Origin of the sequence: Streptomyces sp. 2A115, assembly GCF_052245575.1 — a bacterium.
Classification (GTDB): Bacteria; Actinomycetota; Actinomycetes; order Streptomycetales; family Streptomycetaceae; genus Streptomyces.
The window spans coordinates 87,097-106,348 of the sequence record NZ_JBQQCG010000004.1; the positions used below are offsets into that span (position 1 = coordinate 87,097).

Sequence of the window (19,252 nt, forward strand, 5' to 3'; positions counted from 1 at the left end):
GACCGGCACGATGGAGCCAAGCTCCGGGAACGGCCGGACGGTTGGTGCCCTGATCCGTACGGGCGCCGCCGCCCGGGACACCGAGACGGCGCTCCGGCCGACCCCACCATTTCCGCTACTGAAAGTCGTTCCATGCGCATCCTGTTCTCCGGCACGCCGGCCTACGGCCACCTGCTTCCGCTGCTCCCCTTGGAACGGGCCGCCCGTAAGGCCGGTCACGCCACGGCGTTCCTGACCCACGCGTCCCTCGGTGACCTCGTCGCTCCCTCTCCGGTCCTCTCCGCGGGGGCGTCGCTGGAGGAGACGCTGGGTGAGTTCCGCCGCAGGACCGGTACGGACGCCGCCGAGGACATGAGCCCCGCGACGGCAGGTGAGTTCTTCGGCGGCACCCGGGTCGATCTGGGCGCCGACGCGGCGCCGGCGGCGGCGCGCGGCTTCGGCACCGACCTGGTCGTCGCCGAGACGGCGGACTTCCTCGGTCCCTTGGCCGCTTCGCACCTGGGTGTGCCGTGGGCGTCCCACGGCGTCGGCATCGCATTGGAGTCCCCGCTCCCGAGCGAACTGCGGCCCTGGGCGCCGCGGAGGTCATCGGTGAGGCCCGGGAGGCGGGCGAGGCCGTCATCCGTGTGCGGGAGGAGCCGTCCTACCGTGCCGCGGCCCGGACGGCGGCCGGGCACATCGACGCGATGACCCCGGCCGAAGACGTGCTGTCCCTGCTGGCCGCTCGCCTCGGCTGAGCCGTCGGACATGCGCATCGGACATCGGGCATCGGACATCGGGCTGAGCACAGGTTCCGTCGCCGGCCGGCGACGAAGTGGAGAAGGAAGTATGTACGCGATACGACAGTACGAGTTCGGACCGCCGGAGACCCTCGTGTACGAGGAGACAGATCCTCCTCTGCCCGGTCCCGGCGAGGTGCGCTTCGCCGTCACGGCCGCGGGCGTCCACCTCATGGACACCGTCCTGCGCGCCGGACGGGAGAGGGGCATGGCGCTGCCGCGGCTGCCGATGACACCGGGCCGGGAGGCCGCGGGCGTGGTCGACGCGGTCGGCGCCGGCGTCGACGACGGCTGGCTCGGCGTGCGGGTGGTCGCCTACCTGGGGCACGAACGCAACGGCGGTTACGCCTCGCTCGCCGTGGCACCGGTGGAGGCGCTGCACCGCGTACCCGCCGCACTCGACGACCCGGCCGCGGTCGCCGTGATCGGCACGGGACGCACCGCGGTCGGTGTCCTGGAACAGGCCGCTCTGTCGGCCGAGGACGTCGTCGTGGTCACGGCTGCGGCCGGCGGGATGGGCACGCTGTTCGTCCAGGAGGCGCGGCGGGTGGGCGCTTCGGTCGTGGGCCTGGCAGGCGGGCGGCACAAGACAGCGCTCGCGCTGGAGCACGGCGCGAACGGGGCTGTGGACTACACCCGGCCCGGCTGGCGGGAGCGGCTGGCCGAGGAACTGGGGGGCGCCTCCTCGACCGTCGCCCTCGACGGGGTGGGCGGCCGGCTCGGCCGGACCGCCGCGGAGTCGCTCGGCGCCGGCGGCCGGCACCTCTACTTCGGCTGGGCGTCCGACGAGGGCCACTTCACCCGGTTCGGCGCGGACGAGCTGAAGAAGCGCCGCATCACCTCCGAACTGGTGGTGGGACCGTCCCTGTTCGCGCTGCCGGGAGGGATCCGCAGGCTGGAGGAGACGGCCCTGTCCTGGGCGGCGACCGGTCGGCTGCGTCCCGTGGTGCGCTGCTTCCCCCTCTCCGGTGCGGCCGAGGCCCACCGGGCGCTGGAGACCAGGGCGACCGTGGGCAAGGTGGTGTTGCGCCCGGAGACGGGGGCCCGGCACTGAGGTGTCGCCGGCCCGCCCCTCGCCCCACCGAGGGACGGGCCGGCGGCGCGTCACGGCGGCGACAGCGGGCGGCCCTCCTCCTCGTGCCGCCACATGATCTCCACGATGCGTGCGGTGGCGCCCGCCAGGTGGCGCCGGTAGGTGCTGTACGGCAGTCGCAGCCGTCTGGCCGCCGCTTCCTGGGTGGGCGCCCCCTCCAGGAACGCCACGGTGGCCGCGCGGTGCGTCCTGTCACCGTCGCGGTCGGTGACGAGGGTGTCGATGGCGTTGGTGAGCACCTCGCGCAGGGACATGCCGTGGTCGGCCACGAGACGGCTGCCGCGCAGCGGGTTGGCCTCCAGTGCCCGGGGCCGGCGCAGGTCGCGCAGGGCCGAGCGGACCGCGGCGGCGAACTCCGCCCGGCCGAGCCCGGGCATGCCCGTCGCGACGCATCCGTTCCCCTCGCCGTGGGACGGCGCCCCCACGGGACCACCCGGGGACCCCGCCGTGACGAGGTCGCCGCTCGTCTCCGAGAGCATGTCCTGCTGCTTGCCGGCCAGCCACTCGCCGGGCGGCAGACCGCGCCAGTCGTGGGCGAAGAGCCGGTATGCGGCCCCGCCGACGGTGACGGCCCGCGGCAGCGGCGTCATGTCGCAGAACTCCATGTGCGCGTTCCAGAACCCGTCGTCGCGCAGCACGATGAACGACCACGCCGGCCGCGTGTCCCGCAGCAGTTCGCCCAGCATCCGCCAGAGCATCAGGTCCATCACCGGCGAGGGCCGCTGATAATGCCGCGGGTGGACGTGGAACCGGCCGAGAGCGATGCTCTCCCCCGGCCGGAGCGGGCCGTGCGCCGCCACGTGCTCCCAGGCCGCGGCGGCGACCGGGTCCTCCGCCCGCCCCTCGAAGGATGCGGGCCGCAGCCAGGCGGAGAAAGCCACGGCACGTGCCCGGCCCCTCAGACGCTGCACCCGGAAATCCTGCGGCCGGACGCCCAGCCAGTACCGGACCACCGCGGCCGAGTCACCGCCCTCACCCTGCTCGGCGAGCGCCAGGACATCGGCCTCCAGCGACGGATCGTACGGGCGGTCCTCCACCAGGCCAGGGGTGTACCACCCGTGAGTCTCGGCCATGTGTCCCTGCGACCGGTAGAGGAACTGCAGTGCGCCCACAGCCTGGAGCAGCCCGTCCGCGGAGGCGGCCCCCACGCGGTCCAGCAGGTGCGCGTGAATACGCCGGTAGAGCCGGTCGTACCCTTCCGGATCACGCCATCGCAGATCGGCCGCGAGCGCCTCCCGTACGACATCGTGCGGGAACAGCCCGCCGGCACAGTGCTCCATGTACGGCTGGTCCCTGAGCCAGTCGAACAGCTCGGGCGCGTCCTCGCCGACCACGGCGCGCAGCAACGTCTCGGTGGTCAGGTGGGCCTGGGCACACACTTCTAGGGCCAGGCGGTGCCGCGGGCACGGCACGGTTCCCAGGATCTGGCGTAGCAGCTGCGCGATCACCTGGGGAGCGGGGGCCCAGCCGCCCGGCGCGGACAGTCGGCTGTCCTCGGTCCGCGCGATGTGGGCGGCCAGCACGAGCGCGAGCGGATGGCCCGCGGCGAAGGCGAGCAGCGGCTGGTGACGGTCGGAGGCGACACCCTTCTTCTCCAGGAAGACCCGCGCGTCTCCGGCGTCCAGGTCACCGAGCGGCGCCAAGGCGAGCAGCCCCGCCCAGCCGGGATCGGCGGACCAGCTCACGTCCGGCGCGCGCCGTCCCGCCACGACCACGACGGCGTCCTCGGCCAGCTCCAGCAGGAATTCCTCGCGCAGCCAGCCCTCCAGATCCTGGCAGTGCTCGAAGGTGTCGATCAGCAGCAGCGCCCCCGGCTCGCGCGCACCGGCCGCCGCCCTCCCGAACGCCTCCGGTGTACCCGGTACGGTTCGGCCGTCGACGTGCACGACCGGCCTGCCGACGGCGCGCGCCTCATGGGCGTACCGCCGTAGAAGCGCCGTCTTGCCGATGCCGCCGGGGCCGTGCACGTACAGCACGGATGGCGCCCCCGGGGTCCCGGCGAGAGCGTCGCGCAGCAGGCCCAGCTCGGCTTCTCTGCCGACGAACACGGCGTCCCTCGCCCTGTGGACGCGGTCGGCGATCGTGCCGCGTCGCGTTGCATGCATGCCCTGCCTCTTTCTGGCCTGCCCGCCCGACGTCGGTGGTGAGTGCCGTCGATCGGCTGGTCGCCGCATCCCGGACGCCGATCAACCCTAAGCGAAGGCCAGGGCAGAGCTTCGGGCAGGGACCGGCACCTCACCGAGCCAGAGTGCGACCCAGGGCGGAGGCGGTCCGCATCGGACAATCCGCGGTCACCGGACCTGTAGTCGTCCGTCACGCCGAGCTGTCGACGTGTTCGCCCTCCGCGACGGGACGAGGCCGTCCGCTTCTTCTCCGCCCTGATACGGATCGTGTACGGATGCGGGCAGCGGGGCCGACCCGGAGCACGCACAGCCCTTGAAAGAAACGGCCCCATGCCGCGGGCGGGCTTCTGACCTGTGCAGATGACCAAGCGTTAGATTTTGGACTTGAATATTGCACGGAACACGGAGAGACCTGACGATTATCAGGCCAGGGTGGGAGCTGTCCCACGCGCTTCAAGCCCTGCCGCGACGACCTGCAGAGAAGATCTGACTGGCCCGTAATTCGCAACCGACGGCCGCCACCGTCCCGACCGCTCCCGTCCCTGGCCCACGGCTCGCCTTCTCCCTTCTCAGAGCTGATGGGCGTGGGTGCCCCGCAGCCGGCCCCGGGTGTCCAGTAACAGCGGGGAGTACTCGGGCAGCAGGTCGAATGGAACGGCGTCGTGATCCTGCACCAGGATCGTGAGGTCAGCGTCCGCTGCGGCATCCAACGCGTCGGCAGTCCGCTCCACCGGTTCGCCGTCCGGCGCCCAGGCGTCGACGAGAGGATCGTGATAGGTGACGTCAGTGCCGGTCTGCCGCAGCAGTCGCACGATGGTGGCGGCCGGGGTGGCCCGCAGGTCCGTACTGTTCCGCTTGTAGGTCACTCCGACGAGCAGCACCCGCGCGTTCCGCAGGGTCTTTCCTCGCTGACGCAGCAGGTGTTCGGCGCGCCGCACGACATGCGCCGGCATCGCGGCGTTGACCTCTTGCGAGAGTTCGACCAGCCTCAGTGGGGCCCCGGAAGCGCGCGCCCAATGCGTGAGATAGACGGGATCGACCGGAATGCAGTGCCCACCAATGCCCGGACCGGGGCGGAACGCCTGGAAGCCGAAGGGTTTGGTGCGCGCGCAGTCGAGAGCGTTCCACACGTCGACCCCCAGCGCGCCGGCGACGACGGCGAGTTCATTGACCAGGGCAATGTTCACGCTGCGGTACGTGTTTTCCAGGAGCTTCGCCAGTTCGGCCTCGCGTGCGGAGCCCGCTTCCACGACCTGGTCACACAGCTGCCGGAAGAATCCGGCGGCTGCCGCCGTGCACCGTGGGGTGTAACCACCCACGACGCGCGGGGTGTTCCGCACGCTGAAGGTGTCGTTCCCCGGGTCGATGCGCTCCGGTGAGAAGGCGAGGGAGAAATCTCTGCCGGCGCTGAGCCCGGAGGCCCGCTCCACGATGCTTCGCACGACGTCGTCCGTGGTGCCGGGATAGGAGGTGGATTCCAGGACGACGAGGGTGCCGGGCTTCAGGCGGTCCCCCAGACCGCCGGCGGCGCATCGCACGTGGGAGAGGTCGGGTCTGCCCATGTCGTCCAGTGGTGTGGGGACGCAGATCACCGCCACTGAGGCCTCGGCCAGCAGGTTCTCGTCGGCTGACGCTCGGAAACCGGCGTCCAGCATGGCTGCCAGGTCGGCGTCGGTGACATCGGGGACGTGCGAGCGGCCCGAGTTCAAAGACGCGGTCACGGAAGGGTTTTCGTCGATCCCCATGACGCGCATACCGGCGCGGCACGCCTCCCGTGCCAGCGGGAGACCGGTGTAGCCAAGTCCGATGACAGCAACGCTGTACATATCGCCTCCTGGATGCGGGGTGTTGGTGAGGAGGGGCTGGGACTCTCCGCGCGCGGGGCAACGCTTCGAACGCCTGCGGACCGGGGCTCGGGGCGCGGTGTGGCTCGGCGAATCCGGCTGGGTGAGACGGCGGTCCGACGACCGCCGCCGTTCTCTCCCTTGCCGCACGCGTTCGCAGGCGATGACCGGATAATCGAGGCCTTTCTCCTGGTAGCCCCTCCAGGAACAGGGCCTCGACACCCGTGCGCGGCCCCGGGTGGTCGCACTGTTCGCATGGGCAGGCGGCCTCGTCCATACGAGGCGTCGGCCACGTCACCACGTCCCCTCCGCGCCCAGAGGCAGAACGGCGGCCTCCCGTTCTCCGGGCGCACTCGTCATATGGGTGGACCCTTCGTGTGGTGAACCATCAACGAACGCCGGATGTCTCGCGGGCGGCGAGCAGGGCGAGGGTGCTGCGACAGATCTTTCCGGTGGGGCCGAGCGGCATCTCGTCCACCCGCAACAGCAGTTCGGGGAGTTTCCGGCGTTCGAGGCCGCGCTGGGACTCCAGGAACACCGTGAGCTCCCGCAGGTCGGGGGAGCGTGCGCCCGGCGTCTCGCGGATGCATGCGCACAGGCGCTCTCCCAGTTCCGGGTCGGGCACGCCGACGCAGGCCACCTCGGCCACGGCGGAGTGGGTGCTGAGTTCGCGTTCCACCTCGGCCGGGCTGATGTTGTAGCCGCCTCGTACGACGATCTGCTGGAGACGGCCCAGCACATGGAGCCGGCCGTGTTCGTCCAGAAACCCACGGTCGCCGGTACGGACCCAGCCGGTGGGAGTTCGGTACCGGGCGTCCAGGTCGGGGTCCGCCACGTAGCACAGCGGTGTCATCGGACCTCTGGCACGGATCTCGCCGGGGTGTCCGGCCGGCACGGGGACGCCGGTGTCGTCGGTGACGCGGATGCGTGCCACGGCAGGGTCGGGGAGCCCGGTGCCCGTGTCGGGCAGGGCTCCTGTGCCGGCGGTGTGGCAGTTCACGCCGTCGGATGATCCGTAGACGGTGATGACACGGCGCCCGAACCGGTCGCGGCACGCATCGGCGGTGGCGTCCGACAGAGCCGCTCCGCTGGAGACCAGGGCCTGCAAGCCGGTGAAGTCCTCCCGTGCTGTCGGTGGTTGGTCGGCGATGCGGCGCAGCATCGTGGGCACGCCGAAGACGTGCGTGGGACGGTGTTCGACGATCAGACGGAGGGCCTCGGCCGGGTCGAAGGCCTCCTGCACCAGCAGGGTGCCACCGAGGGCGGCGAGCGTCACGGATGTGCCGCAGGAGCCGAAGGAGGAGGCCAGCGGGACGAGCACGAGGTTGCGCATCACGCTGTCACCGTCGTGCAGGGCGCGTACATAGGCGGCTCGGCCGCCGGCCATCGCGTTGTGGGAGTAGGCGACCATCTTGGGCTCCGCCTCCGAGCCGGAGGTGACCAGGATCCGGGCAGGTGCCTCGGGGTCGACCGTACGGGGTACGAAGGTCTGCCGCGCGGGCGTCGCGAGTGACTGCGCGGTGGAATGGCTCTCCCCGACGGTGAACACCACCTCGAGGCAGGGGAGGTGAGCACGTGGTACCGCGTCGGAGGGATCCCTGACGATGGCAGCGCGAGCTCGGGACCGGCCCAGCAGGCTCACCGGACCCCTGCTGCCGTGCCCCGGCGGATAGGGCAGCGCGACGGCGCCGATGGCCGCGACCGCGAGTTCCGCGGCCACCGCCTCCCGCCCGTTCGGCAGCCGTACGGCGACGATGTCCCGCTCGTCCAGGCCGCGTTCGGCGAGAAGTGCGGCGATGTGCCGTACCCGTGCGTCGAGCCCCGCGTAGTCCACCGCACCCGCCGAGTCGATGACGGCCGTCCGACCGGGGTGACGTTTCACGTGCCCGGAGAAGAGCGTGTACAGATCACGGTCGGGGCAGTGGCCCTGTTCGACCCAGGCGCGCCGCACCGGGGCCGGTACCAGGTCACGGATTTCGACACCGGCGTTCGATGTCCATCCGGTTGTCATGAGAACTCCCAGGGCGCGAGGGGGGTGGCGTACTCCCCGACGCTCAGCGCCGGGGCGAACCGTGGGTCACGGGCCAGGTCCGCGAGACTGGTGCACACAGGCGTGGCGGACATGCCCGCTGCCGACAGCCGGGGCAGCCAGGCCGCGGTGGCCCGCGTCCGGGCCCGGGAGACGATCTCCGCCACGCCCGCCGAGGCGCCCAGTCCGAGCGCTCGCGCGATGCGGTCCGGCCGCTCGCGGGCTCCCGGTCCCAGCGAGAGGTACCCGTCCCGCGTCCGCAGCGGACGGTCCGTCCATCCGGCCCGCCGGGGCCGACGGGGCACGAGGGCGGCGGCGGAGAACAAGGAGGAGTCCACGCGTTGGCCTTCTCCGGTGCGCAGCCGCGCCAGCAGCCCGGCCAGTACGCCTTGCGCGCTGACCAGTCCGCCGAGGACATCGGTGAGCGTCAGCAAGGAGGGAGCGGGGGGCTCGTGCACGGGGCGCACCGCGGCGGCGAGCCCGCTGTGTGCCTGGACCAGGTAGTCGGTCCCCACCGGCGGTTCCGGCCCCAGGACCTCGCCCCACCCGGACGCCCACGCGTACACCAATCCGGGGCGAACGGAGTGGAGGTCCTCGGCGTCCAGCCCCAGCCCGGCTGCCTTGCCCGGCGCCCAGTTGTGCAGGAAGACATCGGCCTCGGACACCAGCTCGCGCACCTCCTGGCGTCCCTTCGCGGAGGTGAAGTCGATCTCCGTGACGGCTTTTCCGGCGTTGAGGGCGCTGAAGCGGGCCGAGCAGGCGCCCGCGAGGGGCGGTATGCCGCGCATCGGGTCACCGCCCGGCGGCTCGACGCGTACGACGTCGGCGCCCAGGAGCCGCAGGACGTGTCCGGCCAAGGGCCCCTGGACACGTCGCGTCGACTCGACGACGCGCAGGCCCGCAAGGGGTTTCACCTGCGTCGGGGCGGCCCTGCGGGACGCGTCGTCCGTGAGGGGCCGGCCGATCGCGGCGCCGGCAGGTCCGGGGCACGGTGTGAGGGTCCACGGCCGCGTCGCCGTGGGCGGGAGAGGGTCCTCCCGTACCGGCAGCACAGCGACTCCCGATCGGTCCGCCGCCACCCGAACGGCGGCGTACGAGGCACGCCGCACCGTCTCCGGCAGCGCGGGGGGCAGGGAGCAGGTGGCGGTGGCGAACCGCTGCTGGAACGGCCGCCACCCACGTCCGGTCTCGCCACGGTCCATGCCGAGCCGCTGCCAGAAGTCCAGCCATCGATGGGCGTCGAGGGTTTCGAGTTCGAAGCGCACACCGTCGGCGGAGACGAACGGGCAGCCGCCGGGCGCGAGGAACACCTCCCCCGTACCCGGAGCGCCGGTGCCTGCCGCGCCCTGCTCATGGCCGTCCGCCGCCCCGTCGCCGTGGGCGGTCGCGGCCGCGAGGTACTGGGCGAGGGCGAGCAGCGCGGCCTGGCTCACCGAGGTGCGCACCCGCGTCACGTCGGCGCCCTCGGCCCGTGCGACGAGTGCCGCGCAGACTCCCTGGGCGGTGAGGACCCCCGCCACCGTGGAGGCGTAGTCGACGGCGAGCGGGGTCGGCCGCCCGGCCGCCCTGCCGTGCACGTGCATGATCCCGCAGGCCGCCTGGACGGCGTGCTCGTCGGGCAGGGAGACAGGAAGCGGGCCCTGCCAGTCGATGTCCCACCCGACGGTGGCGGTGACGGGATCGTCCACCAGGGCGAGCACGTGTGCCGCGACCTGGGCGGCCACCGGGGCCGGTCCCCCGGCGCGCGGCACGTGGAGCATCACCGGGTCTCCTCCGCGCGCGGCCGCCGGGCGCCTTCCCCTTCTCCGGCCCGCGGTCGGCGGCCGTGTACCGAGTAGATGACGCTGGACGTGGCGCAGAACGACGGATCCCGCATCAGCGCGCGCACGTCCCTCAGCTGCGCCTCGGTCATGCCCGCGGCGATGAGCTTGTCCCGCAGGTGGTAGGTGTGGTTGAGCTGCAACCTCAGGCCGGGCGATCCCGCGGTACGCAGTTCGATGCGAGGCCGCGGGTCGATGTCGACGAGCCCCGCGGCACGCATGGCGGCCGGCGCGCTCCGGGCCCAGTGGGGATCTCCGCCACCGGCCCGCATGACGGCGCACTTGGTGTCGAGGAAGGCCGCGTAGAGCCGCGCGGATTCCTCGTCCGGGGTGAGCAGGGGCGGTTCGTAGGAGGTGTCGAACTCCTCGATGTGGAGCCACCCTCCGGGCTTGAGAGCGCACACCAACTTGTCGAGGACGGCGAGGCGTTCGGGCAGATGCTGGAGTACGAGACGGGCGACGACGAGGTCGAAGGACGCCTCCGGGAGCGGATCGGTCACCACGTCGTGCTCGACGACGGTCAGGCACGGCCGTCGCGGGATGTGGTGCGGTTTGACGTCGGTGGCCATGACCTCGCCGGTGGGAGCGACGCGTTCGGCGAGCCACTGGGCCACGCTCCCGCCTCCGGAACCGATCTCCAGGCACCGCCATCCGCTCGTCACACCGGTCTCGGCGAGCCGTGCGAAGGTCATGGCGTCGTAGGCCTCGGTGAGGCAGCGGTGCAGCTCGTAGCTGTACGCGTTGTCGTTGTCGAAGACGTAACCCGGGTCCTCGGCCAGGAACTGACGCATGTTGTCTCCCCTTTTCCCGTCTCAGGTCCACCGGCCGGAGCCGTAGGTGTCCGTACGTCCGGTGAGGCGGCGCAGCAGCTCCCTGCGCCGGACCTTGCCGGTGCCCGTGCGTGGCACTTCGTCCCAGGTGAGGGCGACCGGTTCACGCAGGGGCGGCAGGCCACGCACCGCTTCCTGCCAACCGGCACGGTCCAGAAGGCCGTCGGCGGTGACCACGACCGGCAGCGGATCCTGGCCCGGATCAGCGAGGACGACACACTCCAGGGCCTGCGGCAACCGGGCTTCCAGGACGTCCTCGGTCCGCAGACAGCTGAGCTGCGGAGTGCGGTCGACTTCGCGGTCGAGCAGCTCGATGCTTCCGTCGAGGTTGCGGGCGCCGATGTCGCCGGTGTTCCACCACATACCGTGCCGCTTGGCCGACCAGCGGTCTTCCTCGCCGACGTAACCCAGGGCGCAGGCGGCGGTCCTGGCCAGTACCAGACCCGCCTCGCCCCGGGGCAGCGGCTGGAAGGTGTCGGGATCGACCACCCGCAGCCGCGTCTTCAGCGGCACCGGACGTCCCAGATTGCGGGTGGCGGCCCCACGCGACGCCTTGTGTGCCGACTGGCGGGTGTGGAAGCGGAAGGTCAGCGGGCCCGTCTCGGTCTGCCCCCACCCCTCCACCCACACCGGACGGGGGTTCCTGCTCGCCGTGAGGTAGGCGCGGATCGTGGGGGGATGCATGGCGTCGTACGTGCTGATGACCATGCGGACGCGACGGAAGGGATTGTCCAGCCCTTCGGTCAGCGGCTGGAAGCGGACGAACGAGGCGGGCAGCGCCTCGAGGACGGTCGGCGGATGGGCGCGGAGCACCGGGTCCGCGAGGTGCGGGTCCTGTGTGGTGATGATCGAGATCTTGGCCGGGGCCATGCACAGCGTGCTCGCGGTCCAGCAGAACGTCCTGCCGTGGGAGAACGCGCTCGCGTTGACCAGGGTGTCGCTGCGTCGCAGGCCGATGCGCGGCAACCGCACGCTCTCGAACCGCGCCAGCTTGCCGATGATCGTGCGTGTCGAGTGCGCCACCAGCTTGGGGACGCCGGTGGTGCCCGAGGTGTGGTTGATCACCAGAGGCTCGTCGTCGTGCCTGCGGTGCGGGCCGGGGGCGGTGTGCCCGCGTACCTCGTCCATGCCCAACTTCCCTGGCGCGGTGCCGTCCAGAAGCAGGGTCACGCGTGCGGCCGCGGCGAGGTCGGTGCCCTCCTTCCGGCCGCGTTCCAGCACATCGGCCGTCGTGACGAGCAGAGCGGGACCGAGGCGGGCCAGCAGTGTTCCCAGCGCCTCGCCCGACAGGTGCGCGGACAGTTGCGCGGGCACGGCGCCGACGCGCACGGCCGCGCAGGCCAGCAGGTCGTAGTCCCAGTGGTTGTCCTTGACGATCGCCACCCGGTCGCCCGGCCCCGTCCCGGCGGCGGCCAGCCAGCCCGCTGCCTCCCGTACGAGCACGGCGAGTTGGGGGAGTGTGTAGTGGGTCCGGGCGCCCCCGTCGATGTCGAAGGGCCGGTCCAGGTACACGTGGGTGCCGATCCGGTGTGCGGCGCACTCGTCGAACAGGACGCCCATGTCATGCGGTTTCAAGAGACGTTCTCCTCTGCGGGGAGTGAGGCGAGGAGGGGCCGTGCGACCGACCGGGGCGACCGCAGCCGGCTCAGGACACGTGACGCGGCGAGCGCGCCCGACCGCACGGCACCCTCGCTGGCCGGCCGCAGCATCACCCAGTCACCGGCGTACTCCACCGGCCGTGCCTCCCGCGCCATGAACTGCGCGCGGTGGCGCAGCGCCTGGGGCGTGGCCTCGGGCAGGCCGTGGGTGAAGGCGTGCACGAAGCGGCGATCGCCGGCCGCCTCCAGACCGGGTACGTAGCGTGTGGCGGCCCGTACGAGCCGGTCGGCTGTCTGCTCCTCCGGCGCCTCCATCAGTTCGGGGATGCGGCGGGCATCGGCCATGAGGGTCAGCAGGCCCTTGCCCGCGGGCGCCCGGTCCGGGTGCTTGGCGTGGTCCACGATGATCGCGGAGAGCACGTCGTCCTCCGCATCGGGTGTCAGCAGGATGTACAGGGGCTTGCGGGACGCGGGCGCGAGCGGCCGGTCCAGCAGGCAGCTGACCTTGAGCGTCGGCGTGAACGTACTCGCCGACAGGAACGGGAGTTCGTCGGCCGGGGCGTTGGCGTGCAGCCGCGCCGCGACCGGAGCGGGCACGCAGAGAACCACCGAGCGCGCCGTGACGATGTCGTCGCCCACCCGCAGCCGCACGGAGCCTTGCTCGGCGACGACCTCGTGCACCGTGCTGCCGGTGGCCACGTCGAGTCCTTCGGCCAGCCGACGGGCGAGCAGGTCCATGCCGTCGCGGTACGTCCGCCAGCGGGCGGGCGGTCCCACCGACAGCAGCAGGCTGACCATCGGCGCCGCCGCGGAGCGCGCCGTGTCCCAGCCGAAGAAGCTGCCGGCGACCGGCTGGAACAGGTAGTCGTGAACGTCCCTGTGGTACCGCCGGGCGAACTCCCTGACCGTCGAAGCCCCCACCGGCGTGCGTTCGGGGTGGTCGTCGTCGAACTCCCGGCGATGCGCACCTGTCCAGGCCAGGAACCGGGCGAGATCGAACCGGGCACGGGGCGGGAGCCCGGCACCGGTGAGCAGCGCGGAGGTGTCCGCCACGCCGGGGTGGGCCCGCCCGCCGCGCCACACACCGATCGACTTGCCGATGCGCGGTACGTCGTGCTTCGGCACCCCCAGCCGCGAGAGCAGTTCCCACGTCGCGCGGTACCCCTGGTCCGAGACCTGTTCGGCACCCTCGTCGATGGTGTAGCCGTCGTGCCTGAAGCTGTGCATCCGGCCGCCGACGTGCTCCTGCTCCTCGAACACCCGCACCTCGAGACCGGCGCGCCGCAGTTCGTGTGCGGCGGTCAGCCCGGCCATGCCGGCGCCGACCACGGCGACGTCGAGATCAGGACTCATGCCGAGCCCCCCGCGCCGACGATCAGATTCGCGGTGATCAGCAGCACTGTGCTGACCCGGTGCGCCGGGAAACCGAGCCTGCGGGCGCGCATGATGTCCCCCTGCCGGAAGCCGGTGAGGTACTGCCGCGCGCGCAGCACGGTGACGGGCAGCATCAGGAGCACGAACCACCACGGGGCGATCCCGACGGCGGAGGAGATCGCGCCGATCAGGAACTCCGCCACGGACAACGAACCGATGAAGAGGGCGTTGCCTTTGGGCGAGACCAGGCACGCCACGGTCAGACGCCCGACGGCCCGGTCCCCGGGGATGTCGTTGGTGTTGGAGTACACGCCGAACAGCAGCGGCCCGAAACCGAACAGCACCCCCTGGACGAGCACGAATCCGGAGAAGTGGCCGGCCGCCAGCCCGTACGCCCCCATGACCAGCCCCGCGCCCAGCCCCGCGAGGAAGATCTCCTGGAAGCCGTGATAGCTGATCTTCAGCCCGTAGGAGTACTGGATCGAGACCGCGAACAGTGCCACGACCAGCACCACCGTCCAGGTGGTCAGGTGCGCGGCGGTTGCCATGGCGGCGGCCCACAACACGGCACCGATGACGGCGGTGGCCCAGCCGAAGCCGAGCGCTTCGCGCAGCGTCAGGGTCCCCGCGACCAGTGGCTTGCGGAGTTTGTTGCGCAGCGGGTTGTCCGGGCCATAGTTCGCGGCGTCACTGCCGTCGCGGTAGCCGGTCACGTCGTCGAGGGCGACCATGGCGACGATCACGAAGACCCCGCCGAAGAGAAACAGGGCGAGTGTCACGATGGTCGCGGGCGACAGGCCGGCGACGGGCAGCAGCACCGCGGACAGGGCCACGGCGATGCTCGGGTAGTAGTCGTAGACATCGAGTTTGCCCAGGCGGGCGTAGCTGCGGACCTTGCTCTCCGGGCGTACGTGGCCGGCCGTGAACGGTCCGGCCTCGGTGCGGCTCGTCATCTGCTCCGCTCCTTCGGCTTACTTCGGATTTCTTCGGATCGACCCCGGACGCCTTCTGGGGCGGCCGGTGAGGGGCCCGCGGCTGGTGCCGCCGCGTCACTGGTCATCGGGTCGTGCTCAGGTCGGCGTAGCCGCAGACGGTGTCCGCGATGTGTTCCACCTGGGCATCGGTGAGGCGCGGGTGTACGGGGATGGCGAGTTGGCGCCGGGCGGCGCTCTCCGCGTGCGGCCAGCTCCGGTCCGCGGGCGCGAACCGGGTGAAGGCAGGCTGGTGCGGTAGCGGCAGGGGGTAGTACACATGGCTCTCGACGCCACGGGCGGCCAGGTGTGCCTTCAGTTCGTCCCGCTTCTCGGCGAGGAGGGAGTACACGTAGAAGCAGCGGCCGTTGCGGCCCGGTGGAGGGGGTAGCACTCCGCGCTCGCGCAGTGGCGTGAAGCGTTCGGTGTAGTAGTCGGCGATGCGGGCCCGGCGCTCCAGCAGACCGGGGAAACCGGGGAGCCGGTGGAGTTGGAAGGCCGCGAGCACTTCGTCGAACCGGCTGCTGTAGCCGGTTCGCCGGTAGACGAACCGCTCAGCCTGCCCGTGGTTGCGCAACAACCTGACGGCACGCCCGAGTTCGGGGTCCATGGTGACGACGGCGCCGCCCTCGCCGACGGTTCCGAAGGTCTTGACCTGGACGAAGGAGAACACTCCGGCCTCCCCCCAGGTCCCGGCGGGGCGGCCGTCGAGGCTACCGCCCTGGGCGACCGCCGAGTCCTCGACCAGGCGCAGGCTGTGACGCCGGGCGATCTCACGCATGCGGGGCATGTCGGCCATCACGGAGAACATGTGCGCGGGCATGATCGCCCTGGTCCGGCCGGTGATCGCTTGTTCCACGCGGTCCGGGTCGGCCACCATCGTCCACGGGTCGATGTCCGCGAACACCGGCGTCGCCTCCAGTCCCACCACGGTGTTGGCGAGCGGGGCGCAGCCGTAGGCCGGTACGACCACCTCGTCGCCGGGTCCGATGCCCATGGCGTGCAGTACGAGGGTCAGTGCGGAGGTGCCGCTTGAGCAGGCCACTACGTCGGCGGCGTCGAGCGAGGTGCGCAGGGCTTCCTCGAAGCGGGCGGTGTGCTCGCCGAGGAGGAACCTCTGTTCCGGGGCGGTGCCGATCTCGTGGACGAGGTCCAGGAGCAGCTGCCGGTCGTCCTCGAAGAGGTCCGGGGGGAAGAAGGGAATCGTCACGCCGGCCTCCTGGTCGGGAACCGGCGGACGAGGTCGCACACGGTGTCGACGTCGTCGATGCTCAGGTCGGGGTACAGCGGGAGGGCGATCGTGCGTTCGCAGGCCGCCTCGGCGTGCGGGAAGTCACCGCGGCGGTATCCCAGGTCGGCGAAGCACTCCTGGAGGTGCAGCGGGGTCGGGTAGTACGTCTCGGTGCCCACACCGTGTTCGGCCAGGTACTCGGCCAGCTCGTCGCGCCGCTCGACCTCGATCAGGTAGACGTAGAAGACCGGCTGGGTCCGCGCGGTGCGTGGCACCACGGTGGGCAGCCGCAGTACGCCGGGCGCGTCGGCCAGTCTTTCTGTGTAGGCGGCGGCGAGTCGGGCCCGGCGGGCGATGTCCTCGTGCAGCCGGGCCAGCTTGGCCAGGAGGACAGCCGCCTGGATGTCGTCCATCTTGCTGTTGACGCCGTTGAGTGTGGTCTCGTTGCTGATGCCGGGGAAGTGGGCCAGCGTCCGGCCGTAGCGCCCGTGGTGGCGCAACGCCGCTGCGGCCTCCGCGAGTTGCCGGTCGTCGGTGAGGATCGCCCCGGCATCGCCGATGGCCCCGAGCGTCTTGGTGGGGAAGAACGACAGCACCCCGCCGGCTCCCAGCAGCCCGGCGTGTGCCCCGCCCCACCGCATCCCGATGGCCTCGGCACTGTCCTCCACCACGGTGAGCCGGTGGTGGTGCGCGACGTCGAGCAGCCCGTCCATGTCGGCCATCTGCCAGAACAGGTGGACAGGCATGATCATCCGGGTGCGAGGGGTGACCGCGTCGGCCGCGGATTTGGGGTCCATCGCATAGCTGACAGGGTCGATGTCGGCGAAGACCGGTCGGCCGCCGGCCAGCACGACGGAGGAGGCCGACGCCACGAAGGTGAAGGCCGGGACGATGACTTCGTCGCCAGGCCGCAGGCCGCAGGCGCGCAGCAGCAGCACCAGCGCGTCGGTTCCGCTGTTTACCCCCACCGCGTAGCGGGCGCCGGTCCACTGGGCCAGGGCCTCCTCGAACCGGGCGACCTGCCGGCCGTGCGAGAACTTGCCGTTGTCGAGGACTTCGGTCAGCCGGGACCGGATGTCCGGCCAGAGATCTTCGAACGTGCGGGCCTGGGTGAAGAAGGGCACCTGCCCCGAGGCGCCGCCCGCTGTGCCGGTCGCGGTGCCGAGCCTGCCGTTCCTCTGGCCGAAGGATGCGTCGCGCATGGTTCCTCTCGTGGCGGTGGGGCGAGGCAGGGGAACGTGGTGCAGGCCCTGCCGGGCAGGCGGCCGAAGCACCAGATGGCCTTGAGAGCCTGTTTCTGAACCCCCGTCGTCCGCGCGGAGCGCGGGCGCAGCGCCCGCCGCGATGGGGGTCCCCCCGCTCATGGGGGTCCCCCCGCTCGAGCGAAGCCGAGAGTGGGGGAGAAGCCGAGAGCGGGGGAGGCTGTCGGACACAGCCGGTGCGTGCCCTCGGCCTGCGGCGTTGCAGGTCATGTGGCGGAGCCACCTGTCCTGCGGCGACGTGCGGCGAGGGTGCGCACCGGGCGTCGGGGCGCAGGCGGGGGTTCAGAAACAGGCTCAAGGACCGGCGGCGAGCGGTCGAAAGGAGGGCAACGCCCGGCGCTCCCACGGTGTGCCGGGGAGCGCCGGACGAAGGTCCGCGGGTCAGAGCAGCGAGAACTCCAGCTCACCGGAGTGGTAGCGGTGTACCGCCTGGATCAGCTCCTCGACCGACAGCTGACCGTTACTGTCCGCGTCGATCTGCTCGAATGCCGCGTCCGCCGTGGACTCGTCGCTGCCGATGGCACGGATCCAGTGCCGGAACTCCTGGGGGCTGACCTGACCGTCGCCGTCGGTGTCGCACAGGTCGGCGATCGCCTTGATCGTCGGGCGCAGCACTTGGTCGAAGCCGGCCTGCCCGCGGTCGAGTACCTGCTTCGCCGCCACGTCCTGGAACTGGTCGAGGCTCAGCGCGCCGTCGGGCCCGACTCCGGCCTGGTTCGCCAGGTATTCCCACATCCCCAGGTACGCCTTGGTGAGGGCCTGGCCCTTCGAGGAATTCCCGGATTCCCCGAACGAGTCCAGGATGCGCTTTGCCTCACCTGCCCAGTCACTACGGTCGATGGTGCCGTCGCCATTCTTGTCCCACATTTCGAAGCGGCGACGCAGTCGCTGCTCCTGCACGGAAGTAGTCACACTTTTCCTTTCACGTGGTTTTCTCGGGACTGCGGTTCGCTGTCAGACTCACGGCCTGGCGCGTCTCCGGAGAGATACCCACCATAAAAGGTGCCACTAACTCACTCTCAAGAGTGATAAACCATCGCGCCGGAAATGTTTTGGGCGCACTGAAGCGCACTACTGAATCAACCAGGTGAAGATCTTCTTCAGCCGCGCAAGCCGCCCGGATACAGCCGAACCTCAGTCTCTGTCTTCGAGCGCTCCGATGCGCCGGCTCAGCAGGAGGACGATGCCTGATACAGCGATCGGGGCCACCTGAGAAATGAGTTGCGCGATCACATCCGCGGTGTCGAAGCGACCCAGATGCGCAACATGGAATGCCAGATGGGGAACCGTGAAGGCGAGACAGCCGAAGGCCGCGGTGCGCACCAGCCGCCGCTCCAAAGAGACAGCGGCCAACGCCAACACCGCCGTCAGGGCGAGCGACAGGGCACCGAGGTCGCGCACCAGGTGTTCGTTGTACGGCGGGAATTTGGCCAGCCACCCATAACCGGGGAGAGGGAACCCGTCATAGAAGGACCGTGGCGCGAAAAGAGCCCACACTCCTGGCAGCCCCTGCCCCAGGGACAGCAGTAGCAGCGCGGCACGTACCGGGAGCAGTCCGGCCACCGGCCCCGGTCCCGGTCCCACCATGCCGATCGCTTCGGTCCGATGAGCGGTTTCACGGGACTTGGCGGGCATGGATCCCTCGTCGGGACCCGTAAGGCTCTGCTGTATCCGCGGGTGAGGGGCCGCTCCGAGCGTCCTGCGCCCGGAGCGGCCCCTGCCGCCGGCGTGCGGCTCAGACACCCAGAAGAGGGGCGTCGAGTTCGCCCGCGTGGTACTGGCCCACCGCGGCCACGAGCTCCTCGACGGACAGCTGCCCGTTACTGTCAGCGTCCACCTTGCGGAACGCCTCGTCCGCGTCGATCCGGTTGTCGCCGATGGCACCGAGCCACGTCCGGAACTCTTCCGGATTGACCTGCCCGTCGCCGTCGACGTCGCACAGGTCGACCATCGCGCGGATGCTCGGGCGGAGCATGGTGCTGAAGCCGGCCGCGCCCGCGCTCAGCATCTGGGTGTCGGCAATCTCGACGAACTGCTCCAACGTCAGGGTCTCACCGGCGGCGATGCCGGCCTCTCGCGTCATGTAGTCCCACATGTGCGGGTACGCGTGCAGCAACGCCTGGGCCTTGGGAGAGTGCTCCGACTCGCCGAAAGCGCGGACGATGCGCCGGGCCTCTTCCTCCAGGTCACGGCGCCCGATAAGTCCGTCCCCGTCGGTGTCGTACAGCTCGAAACGCTGTCGGAGACGCTCGACCTGTGCGGTCTTGTTGGACATCTCACTCCTCGTTCTCGAAAGAG

15 protein-coding genes are annotated in these 19,252 nt (G+C 71.2%); 2 read left to right on the forward strand and 13 right to left on the reverse strand.

Going from position 1 to position 19,252, the window contains the following annotated elements:
- Nucleotides 1–132 precede the first annotated feature (132 nt).
- A complete protein-coding gene (locus ACTWQR_RS05040) occupies nucleotides 133–690 on the forward strand; it encodes a hypothetical protein (RefSeq protein WP_443225660.1) in 558 nt (185 codons plus the stop codon).
- Between the two features lie 138 nt (nucleotides 691–828).
- Entirely contained in the window at nucleotides 829–1,833 is a 1,005-nt protein-coding gene (locus tag ACTWQR_RS05045) for a zinc-binding dehydrogenase (RefSeq protein WP_443225661.1), read from the forward strand.
- A 50-nt stretch (nucleotides 1,834–1,883) separates the two neighbouring features.
- Here the strand turns inward: ACTWQR_RS05045 and ACTWQR_RS05050 are convergent, their stop codons facing one another.
- The 13 genes from ACTWQR_RS05050 to ACTWQR_RS05110 form a co-directional block, all read right to left on the reverse strand.
- Nucleotides 1,884–3,977, reverse strand: coding sequence for an AAA family ATPase (locus tag ACTWQR_RS05050; protein ID WP_443225662.1), 2,094 nt, complete (start codon nucleotides 3,975–3,977; stop codon nucleotides 1,884–1,886).
- Nucleotides 3,978–4,564: 587 nt separating this feature from the next.
- On the reverse strand, nucleotides 4,565–5,821 hold the full coding sequence (locus tag ACTWQR_RS05055; RefSeq protein WP_443225663.1) for a nucleotide sugar dehydrogenase: 1,257 nt from the start codon (nucleotides 5,819–5,821) through the stop codon (nucleotides 4,565–4,567).
- Nucleotides 5,822–6,227: 406 nt separating this feature from the next.
- Nucleotides 6,228–7,850 (reverse strand): class I adenylate-forming enzyme family protein, encoded by a 1,623-nt coding sequence (locus ACTWQR_RS05060; RefSeq protein ID WP_443225664.1) that lies wholly within the window; start codon nucleotides 7,848–7,850, stop codon nucleotides 6,228–6,230.
- Nucleotides 7,847–9,628: a CoA transferase gene (locus ACTWQR_RS05065; RefSeq protein ID WP_443225665.1), complete on the reverse strand. Its 1,782-nt coding sequence runs from the start codon at nucleotides 9,626–9,628 to the stop codon at nucleotides 7,847–7,849. The genes ACTWQR_RS05060 and ACTWQR_RS05065 overlap by 4 nt, the downstream gene beginning before the upstream one ends.
- Nucleotides 9,628–10,479: a methyltransferase domain-containing protein gene (locus ACTWQR_RS05070; protein ID WP_443225666.1), complete on the reverse strand. Its 852-nt coding sequence runs from the start codon at nucleotides 10,477–10,479 to the stop codon at nucleotides 9,628–9,630. Before ACTWQR_RS05070 ends, ACTWQR_RS05065 begins: the two co-directional genes overlap by 1 nt.
- A gap of 21 nt (nucleotides 10,480–10,500) precedes the next feature.
- Nucleotides 10,501–12,078, reverse strand: coding sequence for an AMP-binding protein (locus ACTWQR_RS05075; protein WP_443225855.1), 1,578 nt, complete (start codon nucleotides 12,076–12,078; stop codon nucleotides 10,501–10,503).
- A gap of 11 nt (nucleotides 12,079–12,089) precedes the next feature.
- Entirely contained in the window at nucleotides 12,090–13,469 is a 1,380-nt protein-coding gene (locus ACTWQR_RS05080; protein WP_443225667.1) for a protoporphyrinogen/coproporphyrinogen oxidase, read from the reverse strand.
- Nucleotides 13,466–14,443: a UbiA family prenyltransferase gene (locus ACTWQR_RS05085; protein ID WP_443225668.1), complete on the reverse strand. Its 978-nt coding sequence runs from the start codon at nucleotides 14,441–14,443 to the stop codon at nucleotides 13,466–13,468. The genes ACTWQR_RS05080 and ACTWQR_RS05085 overlap by 4 nt, the downstream gene beginning before the upstream one ends.
- Before the next feature lie 103 nt (nucleotides 14,444–14,546).
- On the reverse strand, nucleotides 14,547–15,671 hold the full coding sequence (locus ACTWQR_RS05090; protein ID WP_443225669.1) for a DegT/DnrJ/EryC1/StrS family aminotransferase: 1,125 nt from the start codon (nucleotides 15,669–15,671) through the stop codon (nucleotides 14,547–14,549).
- Complete coding sequence (locus ACTWQR_RS05095) at nucleotides 15,668–16,894, reverse strand: DegT/DnrJ/EryC1/StrS family aminotransferase (RefSeq protein ID WP_443225670.1); 1,227 nt, start codon at nucleotides 16,892–16,894, stop codon at nucleotides 15,668–15,670. Before ACTWQR_RS05095 ends, ACTWQR_RS05090 begins: the two co-directional genes overlap by 4 nt.
- A gap of 441 nt (nucleotides 16,895–17,335) precedes the next feature.
- On the reverse strand, nucleotides 17,336–17,866 hold the full coding sequence (locus ACTWQR_RS05100) for an EF-hand domain-containing protein (protein WP_443225671.1): 531 nt from the start codon (nucleotides 17,864–17,866) through the stop codon (nucleotides 17,336–17,338).
- 222 nt (nucleotides 17,867–18,088) lie between these two features.
- Entirely contained in the window at nucleotides 18,089–18,589 is a 501-nt protein-coding gene (locus ACTWQR_RS05105; RefSeq protein WP_443225672.1) for a hypothetical protein, read from the reverse strand.
- 100 nt (nucleotides 18,590–18,689) lie between these two features.
- Nucleotides 18,690–19,229: an EF-hand domain-containing protein gene (locus tag ACTWQR_RS05110; RefSeq protein ID WP_443225673.1), complete on the reverse strand. Its 540-nt coding sequence runs from the start codon at nucleotides 19,227–19,229 to the stop codon at nucleotides 18,690–18,692.
- Nucleotides 19,230–19,252 lie beyond the last annotated feature (23 nt).

Coding starts and splice junctions, on each gene's coding strand:
- ACTWQR_RS05040 (WP_443225660.1), top strand. CDS start 133: ATGCGCATCCTGTTCTCCGGCACGCCGGCCTACGGCCACCTGCTTCCG.
- ACTWQR_RS05045 (WP_443225661.1), top strand. CDS start 829: ATGTACGCGATACGACAGTACGAGTTCGGACCGCCGGAGACCCTCGTG.
- ACTWQR_RS05050 (WP_443225662.1), bottom strand. CDS start 3,977: ATGCATGCAACGCGACGCGGCACGATCGCCGACCGCGTCCACAGGGCG.
- ACTWQR_RS05055 (WP_443225663.1), bottom strand. CDS start 5,821: ATGTACAGCGTTGCTGTCATCGGACTTGGCTACACCGGTCTCCCGCTG.
- ACTWQR_RS05060 (WP_443225664.1), bottom strand. CDS start 7,850: ATGACAACCGGATGGACATCGAACGCCGGTGTCGAAATCCGTGACCTG.
- ACTWQR_RS05065 (WP_443225665.1), bottom strand. CDS start 9,628: ATGCTCCACGTGCCGCGCGCCGGGGGACCGGCCCCGGTGGCCGCCCAG.
- ACTWQR_RS05070 (WP_443225666.1), bottom strand. CDS start 10,479: ATGCGTCAGTTCCTGGCCGAGGACCCGGGTTACGTCTTCGACAACGAC.
- ACTWQR_RS05075 (WP_443225855.1), bottom strand. CDS start 12,078: ATGGGCGTCCTGTTCGACGAGTGCGCCGCACACCGGATCGGCACCCAC.
- ACTWQR_RS05080 (WP_443225667.1), bottom strand. CDS start 13,469: ATGAGTCCTGATCTCGACGTCGCCGTGGTCGGCGCCGGCATGGCCGGG.
- ACTWQR_RS05085 (WP_443225668.1), bottom strand. CDS start 14,443: ATGACGAGCCGCACCGAGGCCGGACCGTTCACGGCCGGCCACGTACGC.
- ACTWQR_RS05095 (WP_443225670.1), bottom strand. CDS start 16,894: ATGCGCGACGCATCCTTCGGCCAGAGGAACGGCAGGCTCGGCACCGCG.
- ACTWQR_RS05105 (WP_443225672.1), bottom strand. CDS start 18,589: ATGCCCGCCAAGTCCCGTGAAACCGCTCATCGGACCGAAGCGATCGGC.
- ACTWQR_RS05110 (WP_443225673.1), bottom strand. CDS start 19,229: ATGTCCAACAAGACCGCACAGGTCGAGCGTCTCCGACAGCGTTTCGAG.